The following is an 18,085-nucleotide window of genomic DNA, read 5'->3' on the forward strand; positions in this document are numbered from 1 at the left end:
CATAAAAAAGCTGCCACCACTTAAAGGCGACAGCTCTATTGATTATTAGATATTTTGATAAGCTACGGCGATTTGAGTACCGATTAGTGCGTTGTGTTTTACTAGTTCGATATTTGCTTCTAAGCTCTTACCGTCTGTTAGTTCTTTTACTTTGCCAAGAAGGAATGGTGTAACGTCTTTTCCGTGGATGTGGTTTTCTTCTGCTTCTTTAAGTGCAGTTTGGATAACATCGTTAATTACTTTTTCATCCATTGCAAATTCTTCTGGGATTGGGTTTGTGATTACAGCGCCACCTTCAATTTTTAGATCCCATTTTGCTTTAAGGGACTCAGCGATAACTTCTGGAGCATCTGCACGTAATGTTAATTCTACATCGCTTGAACGAGTATAGAATGCTGGAAGTACGTCTGTTTGGTAACCAATTACTGGAACGCCTTTTGTTTCTAAGTATTCCATTGTTAAGTTTAAGTCTAAGATAGATTTTGCTCCAGCACATACTACTGCTACATTTGTTTTCGCTAACTCTTCTAAATCAGCAGAAACGTCCATTGTTGTTTCGGCACCGCGGTGAACTCCGCCGATTCCACCAGTTACAAAGATACCGATTTCTGCTAATTCAGCACAGATCATCGTTGCAGCTACTGTTGTTGCTCCTAGTTGTTTTGTAGCAATAAGGTAGCCAATATCACGACGAGAAACTTTTGCTACATTGCTGCTTTTTGCAAATAGTTCTAGTTCTTCATCAGAAAGACCGATTTTAATTTTACCGTCGATTAAAGCGATTGTTGCAGGTACCGCGCCGTTATCACGGATAATTTGTTCTACGTCACGAGCCATTTCAACATTTTGTGGGTAAGGCATCCCGTGAGAGATGATTGTGGATTCTAAGGCTACGATAGCTTTTCCTTCTGCTTTTGCTTGTTTTACTTCTTCGGATAATGATAGATAATTTTTCATTTGAATTCCTCCAGATCTTTTTGTAGTTGGGATGTTGATAAATTTTGGCGAACAGTGTATTCAGATTCGAGTGTTCGCGCAGCATTTACGCTCCCTGCTTTTAAAATTTCTTGTAAAGATTTTCCTTCTAACCATGCATAAATTACCGCAGAACAAAATGCATCTCCTGCTCCTGTCACATCTACAATGTTTTCAATGACAATAGCGGGTTCAAAGATAATGCCTTCTGCGTTGTTTGCTGCAACCGCACCTTTACTGCCATTTGTAACGATGACATTTTTTACGCCTAAATCTAGCCATTTTTGTGCAGCTAAGCGCCAGTCTTCATCGTTTTCAATGGTCATTTCTAGGTGAGTTTCTGATTCATCTCGGTTGCATATTAGCCAAGTCACGTGATCCAAACGTTCTGGTAAATGAGACATTTTAGGTGAGGAAACGGGAACTAAGACTAATGGGATGGAATTAATTTCGGCAAAACTTCCAAGGTATTCTAATGTTTCTTTTGGACAATTTAAATCGGCAATAATGGCGCTCGCTTGACTTAGCAAGCCTTCGTTTTTCGCTAGTACATCTGGGGTTAAGTGATCGTATGCATCCATGTCCGCTAGTGCAACGAGCAAATCTCCATTGTTTTCGAGTACGGCTGTATAAGAACCTGTTGCGATGCTTGGAAATGCAGTGACATAATCTAAGTTCATATATGTATTACTGGCATTTTTGACAGCTTCCCAGTCGGAGTCTGTTCCACAAGCAGTGAGTAATATAACTTCTTTTCCAAGGCGACCAAGGTTTTCACCAACGTTCCTAGCAACTCCGCCAGCACTTTGTGTTGAGCGCACCGGATTAGATGTAGCTAGCTGGGCCTTGTCTTTAATGTAAAACTTCCGATCGACGTTCGCTCCACCTATACAAACGATTTGTTTTGCTTCATTTAAAATATAGGCTTTTCCTAAAATACGACCTTTTTTAATAAGGCCAGAAATAAGGTTCGCTACTGTCGGTCTTGATAAATCAAGTATATCAGCAAGTTCTTGTTGAGAAATGTAAGGATTTTTACGGATGGAATTGAAAATTATCTCTTCCTTTTCGTTCATTTTCGCTTTATTATTCTCCACGATATAATGCACCTCCATTCCAAACTTTTGTTTTAATTTCAAACACATGTTTATTATATATGTAAATGCTTTCTTTTGCAATCTAAAAAACGAAAATCTACTTCTTTTAGGAAGAAAATTTTCGTTTATCGTTATTTATTTTGAAGGATAAGCAGCTCGTTTTCAGTCAGTGGGCGGTATTCACCGAGTTCAAGAGATTCATCTAGTTGTAAGTTCCCCATTGAAATTCGTTTTAAATAGCTGACTGTTTTCCCGCGAGCAGCGAACATTCTTTTTACTTGGTGGAATTTTCCTTCTTGGATAGTTACTTTTATTTCGTTCGGAGTGATAATTTCTAAATGAGCTGGTTTACAGGTGTAGCCGTCATCGAGAGTGACGCCAGCACTGAAGGCTTCTACATCCTCCGCTGTAACCTCGCCATCAATTTTAGCATAATATGTTTTATCAATATGCTTTTTAGGTGAAAGTAAATTGTGAGCGAGCGTGCCATCATTAGTTATAATAAGTAATCCTTCTGTGTCTTTGTCCAAACGACCGACCGGAAATGGATTAGTGAGCGTGTCTTCTTGCTCGAGTAAATCAATGACGGTTTCTGACAGATTATCCTCGGTTGCACTCACGACATTTTGGGGTTTATGAAGCATAAAATATACGAATTCTTGGTAAATGACAGGAGTTCCGTGAACAGTAACTTGATCTTTGTCTGGATTCACTTGGGTTTTACTGTCTTTTTGAATCGTTCCATTTACGACAACTGCCCCGGATTTAAGCAGTGGTTTCACTTCTTTACGACTCCCGAAACCTGTGTGGGACAATAATTTATCTAAGCGCATGGTTTAGCTCCTTTTTTCTTTTATTGTAACAAAAAAACGAAGATCCTTAAAGGCGCTCCGTTTTCTTTCTATTATTTGATGTTGACGGCTTGTTTATTTTTTGGTATTTCAAGACCTAGGTTGCCTCTTAAGGTTGTGGCTGGATATTCGTTTCGATACAATCCTCGACTTTGCAAAAGCGGAATAACTTGCTCGACAAATGTTTCAAAAGTACCTGGGATGTCAGACGCGATGATAAATCCATCTGCCGCCTCATTTTGAAACCAAATTTCGATTAAATCAGCTACTTGTTCTTTTGTTCCTATAAAAGGTGTTTTCGGGGTGGCTGCTTCGGTCGCTACTTGGCGCAGGGTTAGATTGCGCTCTTTTGCTTCTTTTTTGATTCGATCCGTCGTACTTTGAAAAGCATTTTTACCGATGTCGCCAAGGTCGGGGAAAGGTTCATCTAGTTCAAATTGGCTTAAATCATAATCATCGAAATAACGCGCGAGATAGGTGACGGCATTTTCAATCGGAATAAGATTGGCAAATTCGGTGTATTTCTGCTCGGCTTCTTCTAGAGTATCCGCTACAATTGGGCTAATTCCTGGGAAAATCCTGATCTCTGCTGCATTTCTGCCAGCTTTTTCAGCACGAGTTTTCACATCTTGATAGAATTGAATAGCTTCTTCAAGCGAATCTGAATGCGTAAAAATAGCTTCCGCGTTTTGGGCTGCAAAATCCCGACCTGTGCTAGATGCCCCCGCTTGGAAAACGACTGGTTCTCCTTGTTTGGAGCGGCCGATATTTAACGGTCCTTCCACTTGAAAATACTCACCTTGATGATTCAAACGATGTAATTTTTCTGGATTAAAAAATTCGCCGGTTTCTTTATTATAAGTAAAAGCGTCTTCTTCCCATGAATTCCATAGTCCGCGAACTACCTTTAAATGTTCTGCCGCAATGCTATATCTGTCGCTGTGGGTCGGGAGGTTTTTCTTGCTATGATTTCGTGCTGCTCCTTCTTGCGGAGAAGTGACCAAATTCCAGCCAGCTCGACCACCACTAATATGATCTAATGAGGAAAGTTGCCTTGCGAGCGTGAATGGTTCCGTAAATGATGTCGAAAATGTTCCAACCAGCCCGATATTTTCTGTAGACTCTGCTAAAGCGGATAAAATAGTAATCGGCTCAAAACGATTAAGAAAATGCGGAATAGATTTTTCAGAAATAAAAAGACCATCCGCAATAAATACAAAACTAAATAGGCCTTGTTCTGCAATTTTTGCACGAGTTTTATAAAAATCTAAATCTGTACTTGCTGCTGGGTTAATATCTGGGTGGCGCCAACCATCTGTTGTGCCGCCAACGCCGTGAATGATTGCGCCAAACTGGATTGTATCTTTTCTAGTCATTTTACTTCCTCCTTTTGTAGTAAAGCTTTTTCTAAGTATTCGATACCGATTTCGGTTACTGCTTGGTAAGTCCCTTTTTCTATGTCACCAATTTCTACTACTGGAACGTGGCGGATACCGTATTTGGCTTGCAGTACTTCTCGTAAGTAATCATGATCTGTGACGTCAATATCTTGGAAGACAATATTTTGCTCGGTTAAATAATCTTTCACATCTTTACAGTAGTGGCACCCTACTTTACTCCAAACAACGACATTAGCCATGGACAACTTCCTCCTTTATTGATTCACTTAATAATTGGTACGAATAGCGTTTGATTTCCGCGGATTTGACAGGTGTTAAAACGACAAAATCTTGAATATTATATTTTTTTGAAAGTCGAGTAATTTCTTCTCCAACGTCTTGTTTCGTCCCAGTTATTGCTCCAATTTTTTGTGTAATAAATCGATATGGTTGGCTGATGTCTTTCACGTAGGCTTCTGCTTGTTCACGTGAACCGACATTTACTCTCCGCCCGTCCGAAAGCTGTACTTTAATTGATTCTCGCTCTGGAATATGACGGTCTGCAGCAGCTTTTGTTTCAGCTACAACAACAATTGGCGCTAATTGAAAACTTGCTTGTTGGTTAATTTGATACTGCTCAAATGTATCCCGTGCTTCTTTTAAAACTTCCTCTTCGCCGTTAATAAAATAAGCAAATACAAAAGAAATTCCCAGTTCGGCAGCTTGTCTTGCACTTGCTACACTTCCGCCAAGTAAAAAGATTTCCGGATTATTTTCTGGTAGTGGTTTTGCTTCGACTTTGGAATCATTTTTCCGTGTAACAAAATCGACTAATTCTATCAATTTAGCATCAAACGTTTGAATAGGCTTTGCAAAGTCTTTCTGAAGGGCATCGGTCGCTGGTTGAAATCCGCCGGGCGCTTTGCCGACACCAAGGGAAATCCGTCCTGGCGCTAAGTTTTCAAGCACGTGAAATTGTTCAGCAACTTTATATGGACTATAATGTTGCAGCATTACGCCACCAGATGCGAGCTTAATAGAAGTTGTTTTTGCCGCAATATATCCTAAAAGAACTTCCGGTGCAGCTCCGGCTATTTCGTCTGAATTATGATGTTCAGCAACCCAAAAACGATAAAAGCCAAGTTGTTCTGCAAGCTCTGCAAGTTCTACAGTGTTTTGTAAAGCCTCACTAGGACGTTCGCCGGGATTAATAATACTTTGATCCAAAATGCTAAGTCGAATAGTCATATGACACGCTCCTTTTTCACTTCTTTGATTTCATATAAGTAATCGGCCGAAACTCGGTGTAAAAAGCGTTTTGTTCGTTCTTCTTTTGTGTGATTGAATACTTCATCTGGCGTGCCTTGTTCGACAATGAGCCCTCCGTCCATAAAGACGACTTGATCTGCGACGCGTTTTGCGAACTCCATTTCATGTGTGACGACAATCATCGTTGCACCGGCACGAGCGATTTCTAACATTACTTCTAAAACTTCACCGACAAGTTCCGGGTCAAGCGCTGCGGTTGGTTCATCAAATAAAATTACATCTGGATTAATCGCGAGCGCACGTGCAATGCCAACGCGCTGTTTTTGTCCGCCTGATAGCTGGGAAGGATATGCGCTAAACTTATCGGCTAGCCCTACCTTTGTTAGCTCCCGCTCAGCAATCTCCCGCGCAATTTTTTTCGGAATTTTTCTAGCAACAGTGAGTCCTTCCATTACATTTTGAATGACAGTTTTATGGGAAAATAGATTGTATTGTTGAAAGACCATTGCGGTATTTTTTCGTAATTGTAATACTTCTTTTTTGGAAGGTTTCTTGCAGTTAATTATTTGGTCATGCATTGAAATTTCACCGTTTTCAGGACGTTCCAGTAAGTTTAAGCAACGTAAAAAAGTGGTTTTCCCTGAGCCACTTGGACCAAGAATCGTCACTACTTCGCCTTTTTTTACGGTTAAATCTATTCCTTTTAAAACTTGATTTTGTCCAAAGCTTTTTTGAATATTTTTAATGGTAATCATACTGTCCCTCCTTGATATTTAGCGATATTCTTTTCCAAAATATAATTAATTGCTTCTATTAGAATAGTTAAGAACCAATAAATCAGTGCTGCACCAATGAATGCTTCGAGAAAAGCGTAATTATCAGAAGCTACAATCGTGGCCATTCCAGTGATTTCTGGAACCGCGACGATAGCTGCAATCGAAGTTGTATGCAAAAATCCGATGCATAAATTAGTAAAATTCGGTAGCGAAGTCATAAACGCTTGAGGTAACAGCACTTTACGAATCGCTTGGCCATGCGTATATCCCATAGAATAAGCGGCTTCCATTTGGCCAATATCAACAGCAATAATACCAGACCGTAAAATCTCCGTTAGGTAAGCTCCCGCCGTGAAGGATAACGCGATTATCACAAACACCACAACCGGGATTTTATTTGCTGATATGCTTAAATCAAGCGACTTACTTAAAAAATCGACAATGAGCGGAATTCCTAAATAAATCAGCATTATATGTAAAATCGCTGGTGTGCTTCGAAAAAAAGACACGTAAAACTTGGCAATTGGTTCCAAAAAACGGACATGGTACATCCGGATGAGCGTAAGTAAAATAGCGATTATAAAACCGAACAATATCGGAAAGAATGTCATCGCAAGTGTTAATGGTATCGTCTTTAGCATCGCCATTACGGCTGTTCCAATAAAAGGCACATCAAGCGGCATCATCATCTCTCCTTTAAAGTTCTATATCAAAAATACTGGTAAATCTGGTATTCTCTTTTTTAACTCGTTTTTCAATCCATTTGAAAGAGTATTCAAGTAGCACTGCGGTAATATAGTAAATAATAGATAACGAAATATAAACTTCAAGGGCGTGATTGCTCAGCGTAATTAAGGTTTGGCCTCTACCTGACATATCCATCACACCTATCGAAAAAGCTAGCGAAGTATCTTTCAAATACCCAATTACTAAATTCCCAAAATTCGGCAATGCTTGATAAAGTGCTTGAGGCAAAATGATACGTAAAAATGTTTGGCGCCCGTTCAGCCCTACACTATAAGCCGCCTCCGCTTGACCAGCATCTACACTATTTACACCAGCCCGGATTACCTCTGCAATGGTCGCCGCACTACTTAATGCATACGTTGCAATGGCGGCGTAAAGTGGATCCATTTGCGATAAATCAATCCCAAATACGCTAGAAAGTGCTGGAATTCCGTAAAAAACAATAAATAATTGCACCATAATCGGTGTTCCGCGAAAAAATGAAATATATACGCGAGCAAATTGATTTAAAACAGGAATCTGATAAATTCTTGGTAATGATAAAATAACCCCTAATATAAAACCGAAAATAAGCGAGAGTGCCAAGATATATAACGTAATTGGTAAATAACCCGCTAACGTCGGAATAAAATCAGCAATCATTTTCACATCAAACGCTTTATCCATTTAAATGGCACCCCCTATTTTTTAATATTGTTCTTTTGAATAATCTGCACCAAGCCATTTTTCACTCAATTTTTTTAATGTCCCGTCATCAATAATGGATTGAAGTGCTTTATCTACGTCTTTACTCAATTCAGTTTTATTTTTACCAAGCATGAAATATACCTTCGCATTCGATAAAACATCGCCTACTACTTTTTCTTTGATGGGGCTTGTTTTATTTTGGAAATCTACCGCGAATGGTGTGGAAATCGTTGCATCAGCGCGACCTGTTTTTAGTTGGTTGGCTGCATCATTAGAACCTTGTCCTTCATAAGCGATTTCAAAATTATTGCCTTGTTCTTCATTGATTTTCTTTAAAACGAGTGCGCCATTTGACGTCGCACTTGTAATAACTCGTTTTCCAGCTAAATCTTTTGTGCCATTTATGCTGTTATTACTATCTAATACGGTTAACTGTAATGGGAAATTATTATAGGCTACATCGTTAAATAAAAATTTCTTCTCGCGTTCTTTACTTTTTTCCATTTGATGCGCTACAATATCCACTTTTCCAGCACCAAGACTAACGAGTAAATTGGAAAAATCCATCGTTTTAAACTTGAATTTATAGCCTGGTAAACGTTTGTCAATTTCTTTCACTAGTTCAACGTCATAACCTGTTAATTTGCCATTTTCATCTAAAAAGCAAACATTAGGAAACTGCGTGCCTGTCCCGACCGTAATCGTTTGAACTTTTTTATTAGCTGCTTCTGGTTCATCTTTCGCTCCGCATGCGCTTAATGTTAACGCGGCTACAAGAGCCAGTGCCAAAACTCCATATTTCTTTTTCATTCTTTCTCCCCCTTTTTTATGTCCAGCTAGGTATTCCGAGTAATGTGGCATCGAATTTTTCCGGAATTAAAATTTTCCGCATCATCACGCCGACATCGCCGTCCTCTTCATGTTCAAAATAAACTTCATAGCCGCGGCGCAAGTACATATCAAGTAGCCACGGATGTTTTCTTGCAGAAGTACCAAGCGTAAGTGCCGGAGCTTTAAGTGTATCGCGAAGTACCCGTTCTTCTACATACGTTAATAATTTATCACCAATCCCTTGTCCCGCTAATTCTGGCGCTGTTGCAAACCACCAAACAAATGGATATTTAGAAGGAGGCGAACTACTCTCCCATGGAAAACGAACAGTAATTGTAGAAATTAATTTACCATTCCGCTCTAAAACAAAAGCCGAGGAATTAACGATATTTTCGGTAACCATCGCTAAATCTGCATTAGTAGAAGGCCAATCGATTCCCAGTTCTTTCACTGACTTAAATGCACTCGACAACAATTCCAAAAACTCTGGCGCATCTTCCACAGTCGCCACTCTAAAAATATCTTCTGCCATTTTCTACTCGCCTCCTTAAACTTCCACTGAATTTTGATTTAATAATGAAATGAACTGGCTTAATGCACTATCTAGTCGTTCTTTCGCCGTAATTTCAATTTCATAAAGCCCGTCACCAAGCCGTTCAATTTGCTTATCGACCGTAAACTGACCTTTCAAAATCATCTCAGCCCCTAGCTCTTTTAAAACTGGATCTAGCGCGTATTGCAGTGCAAGTAAATGTCCATTTGACCCACCAAGCCCTAGCGGTAAAACTACTTTCCCTTTTAAAGCCTTAAGCGGCAAAAGATCTAAATAAGCTTTTAACACGCCTGAATATGCGGCTTTAAAAATGGGTGTTGCGATAATAACGCCAGAGCTGGACTCAATTTCACTATTTGCTAAATGAATATCAGGATGCGTGAAGTCGGCAGTTACTAACGCTTCTGCTTGAATTTTGTGCACTTCGATAATTTTAAATTCCGTACCATTATTCGCTAATTGATTTGCTGCTAGTTGAATTAAACCGTTCAGCCGAGATTCCGTTTTGATTCCCCCAGCAATAATTGTCACTTTTCCCATCAAATCGCCCCTTTTAATTCCCATCAATTTACTTGGTTTTTAGATATTAGCTATACTATAAAGTAAAAGATTCTGTTTGGCTAATCAAAAAAACTAATAGCTAACCACAGTAATACTAATACTTCTGCTCTAATCCGCATTATTCCTATGAATTTTATCAGATTAATAAATTGCTTCTGGCTATTTTACGGTGTATACTGTTAGAAATATCAAAAAACTCCAATATGAAGGGGGAATTATATTGGAATTTAGAACCATTAAAACTTTTTATACGGTAGTAAATACGGGAAGTTTTCAGCGGGCCGCAGAAGTATTAAATTATTCGCAGCCGACTATTTCAATGCGAATTAAACAGCTGGAACAAGATTTGGACGTGCAGTTATTTGAACGGGGAAAAACCTTAAAACTAACCCACGCTGGCAGATTGTTTTATGAAAGAGCGGGTCAGCTAATTGCTCAATATGAAGTGCTGGATCATACAATATTTGATTTAAAAAATGGCAATGCCGGCCTTATTAAAATAGGAATCTCAGAACCTAGCGCGAGCCTCGTCTTACCACAAATTTTAAAACAATTTTTAACCGATTTTCCAAAGCTAATGGTGAATGTTTCTGTGGATGATGCTAATACATGTAGCCAAAAACTGATTGATGGAGAAATTGATTTTGCCATTTGCGGGGAACCAGAGCTGATTTTGGAGAATTTTTATTTTCCATTTTTCCATGATACGCTTGATTTGATTGTGTCAGAAAACCATCCTTTAGCTTCTCGGACGTCTGTAGAATTGCTTGATTTACGCGATGAATGCTTTATTTTCACTCCAGCAAATTGCCCGATTCGCATCCAAATTGAGCAACATTTAAAACGTGCCATTGGTAGTGATTATAAAAAAATGGAACTCACTAGTAGCATGTCTCATAAGTATTTTGTCCGTGAAAACGTTGGTGTTTCTATCTTTACGAGCACAGCACATTCCGAGCTCCTAGAAGGAACCGTTCGTATTCCAATTAAAAACTTACCTATTTCACCTCCAATTGGTCTTTTAACTAATCAAAAAGAAAAAGACTTTGATAGTACCACGAAAGAATTTATTGATCGAATTATTTATTATTTTGATGATAAAAAAAGACAGTTAGACTAAATAAATAGTCTAACTGTCTTTTTTCGTTAAAATTCTAATTGAAAACTTGCTTCAATCGCAAGGAGATTATCTCGGTAAACTTTCATTTCCTTCCTCGTAATTGTCCCTTTTTCAAAATAATGTTGAATTGTTTCCCGTTCAATTTGAGAAGCTAAATCGATTGTTGTTTGTAGTTCTTCATTATCTGTTTCTTTTTTATGTTTGCCGCTACCTAATGCTCGTTCAAAATTCATTAAATATAAGGAAATAACTTCAGGGTTAAATTCGTTTTTATCGAGCTCATTTAGCTTTTGAACGACGAATTGATTATTTTCAGTTTGAAGTTTAGCTCGCTCTTTTCTACGTTCTTCAAAAGAAAGAGGTACTATGCGAAAATCACGAATACTATGACTTAAAAGCTGACGATATCTCATTCTCGCCCGATATTTTTGAGCTCTTGTTTGGACATAAAGTCGTTTCCCGAGCCGCATCATAAGCGACAACCCAACCCCAGTGTCAATTTTCCGTTCAAATACGAGTCTTCTTGTATTTTCAAGTTGCCATTCTTGCGTTAAACGTCGAAGTTCTTTCTCAGTAGCACTCACTTCTTTATGTTCCATTAACGAAAAAATTCGGCCGTTATACATTTTTAATACATTATTCATTTCTACTTCATTCTTGTCTGTTTTATAACGTTGTAATTGGCCGACAACATCTCGTAATAGCGCAATTGCAGTAGTGTGATCGGCTACTACAACATCTTTTTTAGCCGCAAAAAGAGGCAGTGTGAAGTTAGCTAAAAGTAGTGTCATAATAATTACTCCCGCAGCAATAAAAATCAATAAATCACGTTCAGGAAAAGCATTGCCCTGACCTAAGACAAATGGTAAGGATAGCGCACTGACTAACGTAATGGTTCCTCGCACACCTGCTACAGTATACAAAAACGTATTTTTTAGCCTGCTCACTAAATCTGCATGGGGATTTTCCTCGTAATTGCGGAAAAACAAAATCCATAAGAACCGAAGAGCAAGTAGTAAAAACGTTATTCCGAAAATATATAGGAATAACATGCTTTTATGTATCCCCGTATCTTCCCAAATAGCTGTCATAATTTGCGGCAGCTGAGTCCCAAGTAAAACAAACACCAGGCCATTAAGACTAAAAATAATTACTGACCAAGTATTTTTAGAAAGCAAATTGAGTTGCGCCATTTCAGGATTGATCCTTTTATAACTAAACGAATGCACCATTCCCCCACTGACCACAGCCAAAATACCATTGACGCCAATATTTTCTGCCACCATAAAAATTAAAAAAGGCAGCAAAATTTCCATTAACATAAAAGAAGTCATGTTTTCAATACCGAGTTGGCGCAGACCACGCATTAGCATGATTTTCAGTAAACTAAGCACCACTCCAAGCGCAATCCCACCTAGCGAAAGCAGTAAAAAACTAGTTCCAGCAGACATAAAGGAGAATGTTCCCGTCACAAGCGCTAAGACTGCGAATTGAAAGGAAACAAGTCCAGAAGCATCATTGATAAGCGATTCTCCTTCTAAAATATGCATAATTTTATGTGGAACCCTTACTTTTTCCGCTAGTGCTCCAACCGCGACCGCATCAGTTGGCGCTAGTGCTGCAGCAAGTGCAAATGCAGCCGCAAAAGGTATCGCTGGAATTAAGTAATGAATAAAAGCTCCTAAAACCCCAACCGTTACAAACACTAGACCAATTGATAATGATAAAATTGCTTTCCGATTTTTCCATAACGATTTTTTATCCGTCCTAGCCCCGTCATTAAAAAGTATCGGAGCCATAAATAGTAATAAAAACAACTCGGGATTTATATCCATCGTATGATCCCCGAGCGGAATAGCCAAAATAATCCCTAGTAGTACTTGAATTAAAGGTACCGCAATACTTGGTAAAAATCGACTTAACACATTTGATAAAAAAACTGCACTTAACATTAATAAAATCAGTTCAAAAATCTCCATTAATACATCCCTCGTTCCCGGTTCCACGCCATGCTAATTCGTCCTTTAGCAAGGCATTTGATCCGTTCTCATACTAACAAAAATATTTTTCGAGAACATCCGTCTCTGTATGGAGTTTTTCGCGTTTACTTACTTTTTTTATAAACTACTTGTTCATTTACAACCGTCATCATAACTTCTAGATGACGAAGATTCGCAGGTTTTATTAGGAAAGGATCTTCTGCTAAAATCGTAAAATCCGCTACAAATCCAGGTGCAATTTGACCACGGCAAGTCGTTTTATAACTTGCAAATGCTGCCCCTTTAGTATAAAGTTCGATTGCTTCATATACGGTAAGTGACTCTTCCGGCCAATATTTCACACCATCCAAATCCGCATTAGCCGTTCTTGTAACAGCGGCATGGATTCCCCAAAACGGATTAGGCACTTCGATCGGAGCATCACTACCTCCAGCTAATGGAAAGCCTGCTCGTAAAAGCGAATTCCAAGCAAAAGCAAGTGGCGGATGATTTTCACCAAGCACATCGATAGCCCACGGGAGATCACTAGCCATAAATTGTGGCTGTATATCAAATAATATCGGTAAGCCCTCCGCCTCTGCTATTAGTTCCTTTGTAAGCCAAGGTGTGTGAATTAATCTATCATATTGTCCTTCTTTGGGTGGGTTTGCTCGTAAAGTTCGAATAACATTAGCAAAAGCTTGGTCGCCTAAAATATGAATTGCAACAGGTAAACCCGCTTTTCTTGCTGACTGAACTAAATCCTCAAAAGCCTCATCAGAATGAATTTGTAGTCCTTTTTCATTCGGATTATCAGCGTATCCCGCACTCATTAGCGCCGTCCGTGAACCAACTGTACCGTCATAGAAAATTTTCATCGCCCCTAATTCTAAAAAGTCGTCGCCACTCATAAAACTTTCTTTAGATGCTGAAAAATTAGCTAGTTCGGCATGGTGAATTAACAAATGTGCGCGAAATGGCAATCGATTTGCTCCCACCGTATTCCGAAAAGCAGCAAAAGTAGATTCAAATCCCGTAAAATAATGTAAGTCTTCCGAATGCGCACCGGTTATACCTTTAGACCATAAATCGGTTATCGCAATTTTTAACCACGCGTTTAATTCAGCAGGTGTCGCCGCCGGAAACGCATCTATAGCAAGCGTTGTCGCATTATCTCTTAAAATACCAGTAAAATTCCCAGCTTTATCACGAACAATTTCACCACCACCATCAAAACCGTTTTCCGAAAAGTTTTCGATATGCGCTTTTAAAGCCGAATTAATCGACACACTATGGTAATCAATCCGTCTAACTAAAATTGGATTGGTTGTACTTACCCCATCCAAATCAGCTAAAGAAATCAATGTTTGTTCATCTGACCATTTATTTTCATCATAACCTTCTACAAACAACCATTCTTCACTTGCAAGCTGCTTTGTTCGTTCAAGAATAAGCGCTAATGCCTCTTTTTTAGTAGTTGTTTGGTTTAAGTTCAGCCGTTCTAAAGCTTGTCCGTACCATAGCAAATGGATATGCGCATCAACAAATCCCGGAAAAACTACTTTACCTTCCAAATCGATTGTTTCATCAATTTCAGTAGCATATTGTTTTTTGAGGTCCGCTACTTCACCGACCGCATGAATTTGACCATTTTTTGTTAATACAGCAGAAACTTGCTCCCCTTCTGCTGTCATTTGATAAAATGTGCCGTTTTCCCATAATTTCATTTTCTATTCCCCCTGATTGATGGAAATTTTCAAGGCAGCTTTTTCTTGTTGATCCTTTTTCTGTAAAATTTGTTGTAAGGTAATGCTAACTAGCGCACATCCGAGTAAAATAAATGCGCCAATGAATAAAGCTTTGATGCCGCCTAAATGTTGAACTACAATTGCTCCTAAAAATGGTGCGAGCATTCGAGCGGCTGTAGCCATCCCGTTTACTAAGCCTTGATATAAACCTGCTGCTCCTTTTGGTGCAAGTTGATAAGCAATGGTTGGAATCGCTGGCCAAGCAAACATTTCGCCGAGTGTTAAGAAAATCATCCCTAACACAAAACCACTATATACGCTTGCATTCATTGCGACAACAAAAGATAAAATAAATAAGACAATACCGATATAAATTTGTGCCAGTAAGTATTTTTTAAATCTATTAACAACTGGAATTAAAACTAATTGCCCCAGCACAATAAGAGCGCCGTTTAAACTCCATAAATTACCGTATTCGCTAGAAGTTACGCCTTTTATTTCCGTCATATAAGTAGAAAGATTGGACTGCCACTGCACGTGTGGTAATTGGCAGAGTAAGTATGTCAGTAATAGTAGCACAAAAGAACATAATGCGAGCTTCGTTGGAAATTCTCGTTTAGCTCCTTTTTTACGATGCTTTGTTTCTACATTAACTTTTTCTGATTTCCAGTCAATTTTGTGGAAGAAAAAGAAAAAATAGCCAGCAAATATAATTGCAAATACAAAAGAACCAATATATACGTGGCTCATTCCTTGTTTTGCTAATAATCCTGCAAGAAGCGGTCCTACTGCAACCCCGATATTTTGAGCAACATAAATCGCATTAAATCCTGTTCTCCCACCAGTTGGATGCGTTAATCCTGCCGCTGCATAAAGCCCTGAGAATACCATTCCCATCGCAATACCAACCGCCCATAAATTCCAAATAAAGAACGGAAATCCGTGGAAGAAACATAATGAAGCTGTTGAGAGTACTAATATTATCGTACCAATTGTAAGTGAAATAAAGCCTGAAAAACGGTCAAAAATAAGTCCGCCGATAATACTTGAAATAATTCCTACACCTGAGTTAATCAACAATACCAGTGAAGCATCCGTGGTTGACATACCCAACTCTTGCGTCATATAAATCATATTAAAAGGCCAAATAAATGATAGCCCTGTATATAGTAACACCATTCCAATAATAACAATCCATAAATCCTTTGGTAACCATTTCGTCATTTCCTACACTTTCCCTTCTTAAAAACTAACCTTTTTTAGGTTATCACAACCACGCTCTTTCGAAAAGAAAAAGTTCATCAAAAAACCACCTAGCAAATTTTGCTGGTGGCTAATAAGGGACTGGCAATAATTCCCTATCATGGTTATTCTAAGTGTACTATGAATTGCGTCATTTGTCTGTGAAAATGTTAGAAATATTTTAATTATTTTTTTCTAGTATTAAATCATATTCTAAGTTTCTTAAATAAGAGTGAAATTGAGATACATTTATTTCAAAATAATAGCCTAATTCAAAAAGAATATGTCGCTCTTTCAATTCATTTAATTGGGCAATATAGGACTCTTTGGGAAGTATTTGCATAATCTCTTGACGAAAATACCCTTGTGCGATTTTCCAAGAAGTAGTATGAAGTCTGTCCGGCATTTTTTTAATGAACCATTGGATACAATCCTTTGTTTCCCGTTTCAAAAAGTTCATTTCTATTGCAGTTAGATCTTCCAGCTTCACTTTATCCATGTTTTTTACTATATCAGCAACATATGTTAAAGGAATTTTCCAAGCAACGGTCTTACATAAGGGGTGGATTTTTGTCTTTTCTCGAATAAAGCCAAGAATGCTTCCTTTCCCCCAAGAACTATTTTTTTCTGCGTATTGTGTTACGCTGCCTTCATCAATCGCGTAAACAAATTCATTATTTTCAGGACAATCAATAATATCATCCTTGTTCCAATACACCAATTCAGCTACTTCTTGAAACTTCGGATTACTAGTCAAAGTAAAAATTAACTCCGTAGTAAACATTCCCATCATTTATCCCGCCTCCTCAAAATCATTGCGAAATTGCAACTTCTTTAATCATAATAAAAAAAGAGCGAGAGATAAGTTCTTAAAGAACCATCTTCTCGCTTCTTATGTCTATTTTGTGACAGAATTACCACTCCACTTTTAAAAATGTTATATTTTTAACATTTTCAGATAAAACAAGATAAAAAATTAGCATTATTTCCGATGTTCTCCTTTTCTAATAACCCACCAAAGGGATAGACAAGTAATTCCTTGGAAGACGAAAAACAGTCCTAAAATAATTCCGATTGCAATCGCTACTAATGTATTCGTGAACAACGAAATAACAGCAATAACAATTCCTAAAATCCCCATTATGAGCAGTAAAGTCCAGCCCGGGAAACCTTTTACGGCAAAAGCAGTTAAAATTCGTAAAATCGCTGAGGCTAATATCCAAATGGCAAAGATGATAATAAAAATACGTTCGGCCATATTCGATTCAAAAATAGCAAAACCACCTACCAAGATCGATAATATCCCGTCTAGCATAATCCATTTAGAAATGCTCCAATATTTACGTTCGCCAAAGTAAGAAATAACTTCATTAATTCCATTTAGCACTAAAATAATTCCGATAAAAATAGTTAGCGCTTGAAGAGAAGTACTCGGGTTAAACATTAAATAGATGCCAAGCCCAATCATTGCTATGCCGAGAATTAATACAAAATAAGTATATAACTTCCTCATATTTACACTCCCTTTTAATGGTTAGTAAGTAAAGAGCCAGCCGCCTCATCAATAATGAAGACAACGTTTGGATGGTTTCGTAATATAGAAGCCGGACAATCTACGCTAATAGGACCTTCTAACAACCCTTTAACCGCCTCTGCTTTACGTTCACCAGAAGCTGTTACTAAGATTTGTTTTGCATCCATCATATCCGCAAGTCCCAGTGTAAGCATTTGCGATGGCGCTTCATCTTCGGTTAGATTGTTATACATGATAGTACTTTTAATAGTAGATTCATCGCTATCTGCTAAAAATAAGCGGGCATCAAATGGTGTCCCCGGCTCGTTTGCACCAAGATGTCCATTTACTCCTAGTCCTAAAATTTGTAAATCCCGCTCGTTTTCTTCTAAAATTTTCTTGTAACGAGCAATCTCATCCGTAAAATCATCTAAACTTCCATCTAACAATTCTACTCTTTTTGGCATTTTGGTTATTAAATCATAAAATTTTTGATGCATATATGTATAGACGGTAAAAGATGCATCTCTTTTAGCCACATATTCATCAAGATTCATTAAAAATACTTTTTCAATCGGGATTTCACCAGCGTTAATTTCTTTTACAAGCCCTGCAAACATTCCATCGAAACTTGCTCCTGTAGTTGTGTTAATGACTGGGTTGTCATTTTCAGTAATTACTTGTTTTACCACTTTGAGAGCTTCTCGTGACATTTCTTCATATGTTTTTGTTTTAATTAATTTCATCAAAAATCCTC

19 protein-coding genes are annotated in these 18,085 nt (G+C 38.2%); 1 reads left to right on the plus strand and 18 read right to left on the minus strand.

Annotated features, from left to right (window positions below; translation table 11 throughout):
- Window positions 1–45: 45 nt before the first annotated feature.
- The 12 genes from AC4PG8_RS09640 to ssuE form a co-directional block, all read right to left on the minus strand.
- Window positions 46–957 carry a pseudouridine-5'-phosphate glycosidase gene (locus tag AC4PG8_RS09640; RefSeq protein WP_003770033.1) on the minus strand — a complete coding sequence of 304 codons (912 nt, stop codon included), beginning with the start codon at window positions 955–957 and terminating at the stop codon, window positions 46–48.
- Window positions 954–2,072, minus strand: coding sequence for a carbohydrate kinase (locus AC4PG8_RS09645; protein ID WP_010991188.1), 1,119 nt, complete (start codon window positions 2,070–2,072; stop codon window positions 954–956). Before AC4PG8_RS09645 ends, AC4PG8_RS09640 begins: the two co-directional genes overlap by 4 nt.
- Before the next feature lie 131 nt (window positions 2,073–2,203).
- A complete protein-coding gene (locus AC4PG8_RS09650) occupies window positions 2,204–2,905 on the minus strand; it encodes a pseudouridine synthase (protein WP_003763678.1) in 702 nt (233 codons plus the stop codon).
- Between the two features lie 71 nt (window positions 2,906–2,976).
- The gene (locus AC4PG8_RS09655) at window positions 2,977–4,299 is read right to left on the minus strand and encodes an LLM class flavin-dependent oxidoreductase (protein WP_010991190.1); all 1,323 of its coding nucleotides are present in this window, start codon (window positions 4,297–4,299) and stop codon (window positions 2,977–2,979) included.
- Window positions 4,296–4,562, minus strand: coding sequence for a glutaredoxin family protein (locus AC4PG8_RS09660; RefSeq protein ID WP_003763682.1), 267 nt, complete (start codon window positions 4,560–4,562; stop codon window positions 4,296–4,298). The genes AC4PG8_RS09655 and AC4PG8_RS09660 overlap by 4 nt, the downstream gene beginning before the upstream one ends.
- Complete coding sequence (locus AC4PG8_RS09665; RefSeq protein WP_492170296.1) at window positions 4,555–5,550, minus strand: LLM class flavin-dependent oxidoreductase; 996 nt, start codon at window positions 5,548–5,550, stop codon at window positions 4,555–4,557. Before AC4PG8_RS09665 ends, AC4PG8_RS09660 begins: the two co-directional genes overlap by 8 nt.
- Entirely contained in the window at window positions 5,547–6,326 is a 780-nt protein-coding gene (locus AC4PG8_RS09670) for an amino acid ABC transporter ATP-binding protein (protein ID WP_003768096.1), read from the minus strand. The genes AC4PG8_RS09665 and AC4PG8_RS09670 overlap by 4 nt, the downstream gene beginning before the upstream one ends.
- Window positions 6,323–7,030 carry an amino acid ABC transporter permease gene (locus tag AC4PG8_RS09675; RefSeq protein WP_033837819.1) on the minus strand — a complete coding sequence of 236 codons (708 nt, stop codon included), beginning with the start codon at window positions 7,028–7,030 and terminating at the stop codon, window positions 6,323–6,325. The genes AC4PG8_RS09670 and AC4PG8_RS09675 overlap by 4 nt, the downstream gene beginning before the upstream one ends.
- Window positions 7,031–7,043: 13 nt before the next feature.
- The gene (locus AC4PG8_RS09680; RefSeq protein WP_003763687.1) at window positions 7,044–7,760 is read right to left on the minus strand and encodes an amino acid ABC transporter permease; all 717 of its coding nucleotides are present in this window, start codon (window positions 7,758–7,760) and stop codon (window positions 7,044–7,046) included.
- A gap of 21 nt (window positions 7,761–7,781) precedes the next feature.
- Window positions 7,782–8,591, minus strand: coding sequence for an amino acid ABC transporter substrate-binding protein (locus AC4PG8_RS09685; RefSeq protein WP_010991193.1), 810 nt, complete (start codon window positions 8,589–8,591; stop codon window positions 7,782–7,784).
- A gap of 16 nt (window positions 8,592–8,607) precedes the next feature.
- Window positions 8,608–9,144 carry a GNAT family N-acetyltransferase gene (locus AC4PG8_RS09690; protein WP_003763689.1) on the minus strand — a complete coding sequence of 179 codons (537 nt, stop codon included), beginning with the start codon at window positions 9,142–9,144 and terminating at the stop codon, window positions 8,608–8,610.
- Window positions 9,145–9,159: 15 nt separating this feature from the next.
- Window positions 9,160–9,705 carry an NADPH-dependent FMN reductase gene (gene ssuE / locus AC4PG8_RS09695; RefSeq protein ID WP_492170297.1) on the minus strand — a complete coding sequence of 182 codons (546 nt, stop codon included), beginning with the start codon at window positions 9,703–9,705 and terminating at the stop codon, window positions 9,160–9,162.
- 241 nt (window positions 9,706–9,946) lie between these two features.
- On the opposite strand from ssuE, the gene AC4PG8_RS09700 reads away from it, so the two are divergent.
- Complete coding sequence (locus tag AC4PG8_RS09700; RefSeq protein WP_010991195.1) at window positions 9,947–10,846, plus strand: LysR family transcriptional regulator; 900 nt, start codon at window positions 9,947–9,949, stop codon at window positions 10,844–10,846.
- Between the two features lie 26 nt (window positions 10,847–10,872).
- On the opposite strand, the gene AC4PG8_RS09705 is transcribed toward AC4PG8_RS09700, so the two are convergent.
- The 6 genes from AC4PG8_RS09705 to AC4PG8_RS09730 form a co-directional block, all read right to left on the minus strand.
- Window positions 10,873–12,825, minus strand: coding sequence for a Na+/H+ antiporter (locus tag AC4PG8_RS09705; protein WP_185540888.1), 1,953 nt, complete (start codon window positions 12,823–12,825; stop codon window positions 10,873–10,875).
- Window positions 12,826–12,950: 125 nt separating this feature from the next.
- Window positions 12,951–14,552 (minus strand): amidohydrolase, encoded by a 1,602-nt coding sequence (locus AC4PG8_RS09710; RefSeq protein ID WP_492170298.1) that lies wholly within the window; start codon window positions 14,550–14,552, stop codon window positions 12,951–12,953.
- A 3-nt stretch (window positions 14,553–14,555) separates the two neighbouring features.
- Entirely contained in the window at window positions 14,556–15,797 is a 1,242-nt protein-coding gene (locus AC4PG8_RS09715; RefSeq protein WP_003763696.1) for an MDR family MFS transporter, read from the minus strand.
- A 199-nt stretch (window positions 15,798–15,996) separates the two neighbouring features.
- A complete protein-coding gene (locus tag AC4PG8_RS09720) occupies window positions 15,997–16,608 on the minus strand; it encodes a hypothetical protein (RefSeq protein ID WP_185482361.1) in 612 nt (203 codons plus the stop codon).
- Window positions 16,609–16,797: 189 nt separating this feature from the next.
- A complete protein-coding gene (locus AC4PG8_RS09725; RefSeq protein WP_003770059.1) occupies window positions 16,798–17,328 on the minus strand; it encodes an HdeD family acid-resistance protein in 531 nt (176 codons plus the stop codon).
- A gap of 14 nt (window positions 17,329–17,342) precedes the next feature.
- Window positions 17,343–18,074 (minus strand): glucosamine-6-phosphate deaminase, encoded by a 732-nt coding sequence (locus tag AC4PG8_RS09730; RefSeq protein WP_185500932.1) that lies wholly within the window; start codon window positions 18,072–18,074, stop codon window positions 17,343–17,345.
- Between the last annotated feature and the right edge of the window lie 11 nt (window positions 18,075–18,085).

This window comes from Listeria sp. MAN/IMW/UF555 (genome assembly GCF_058684075.1).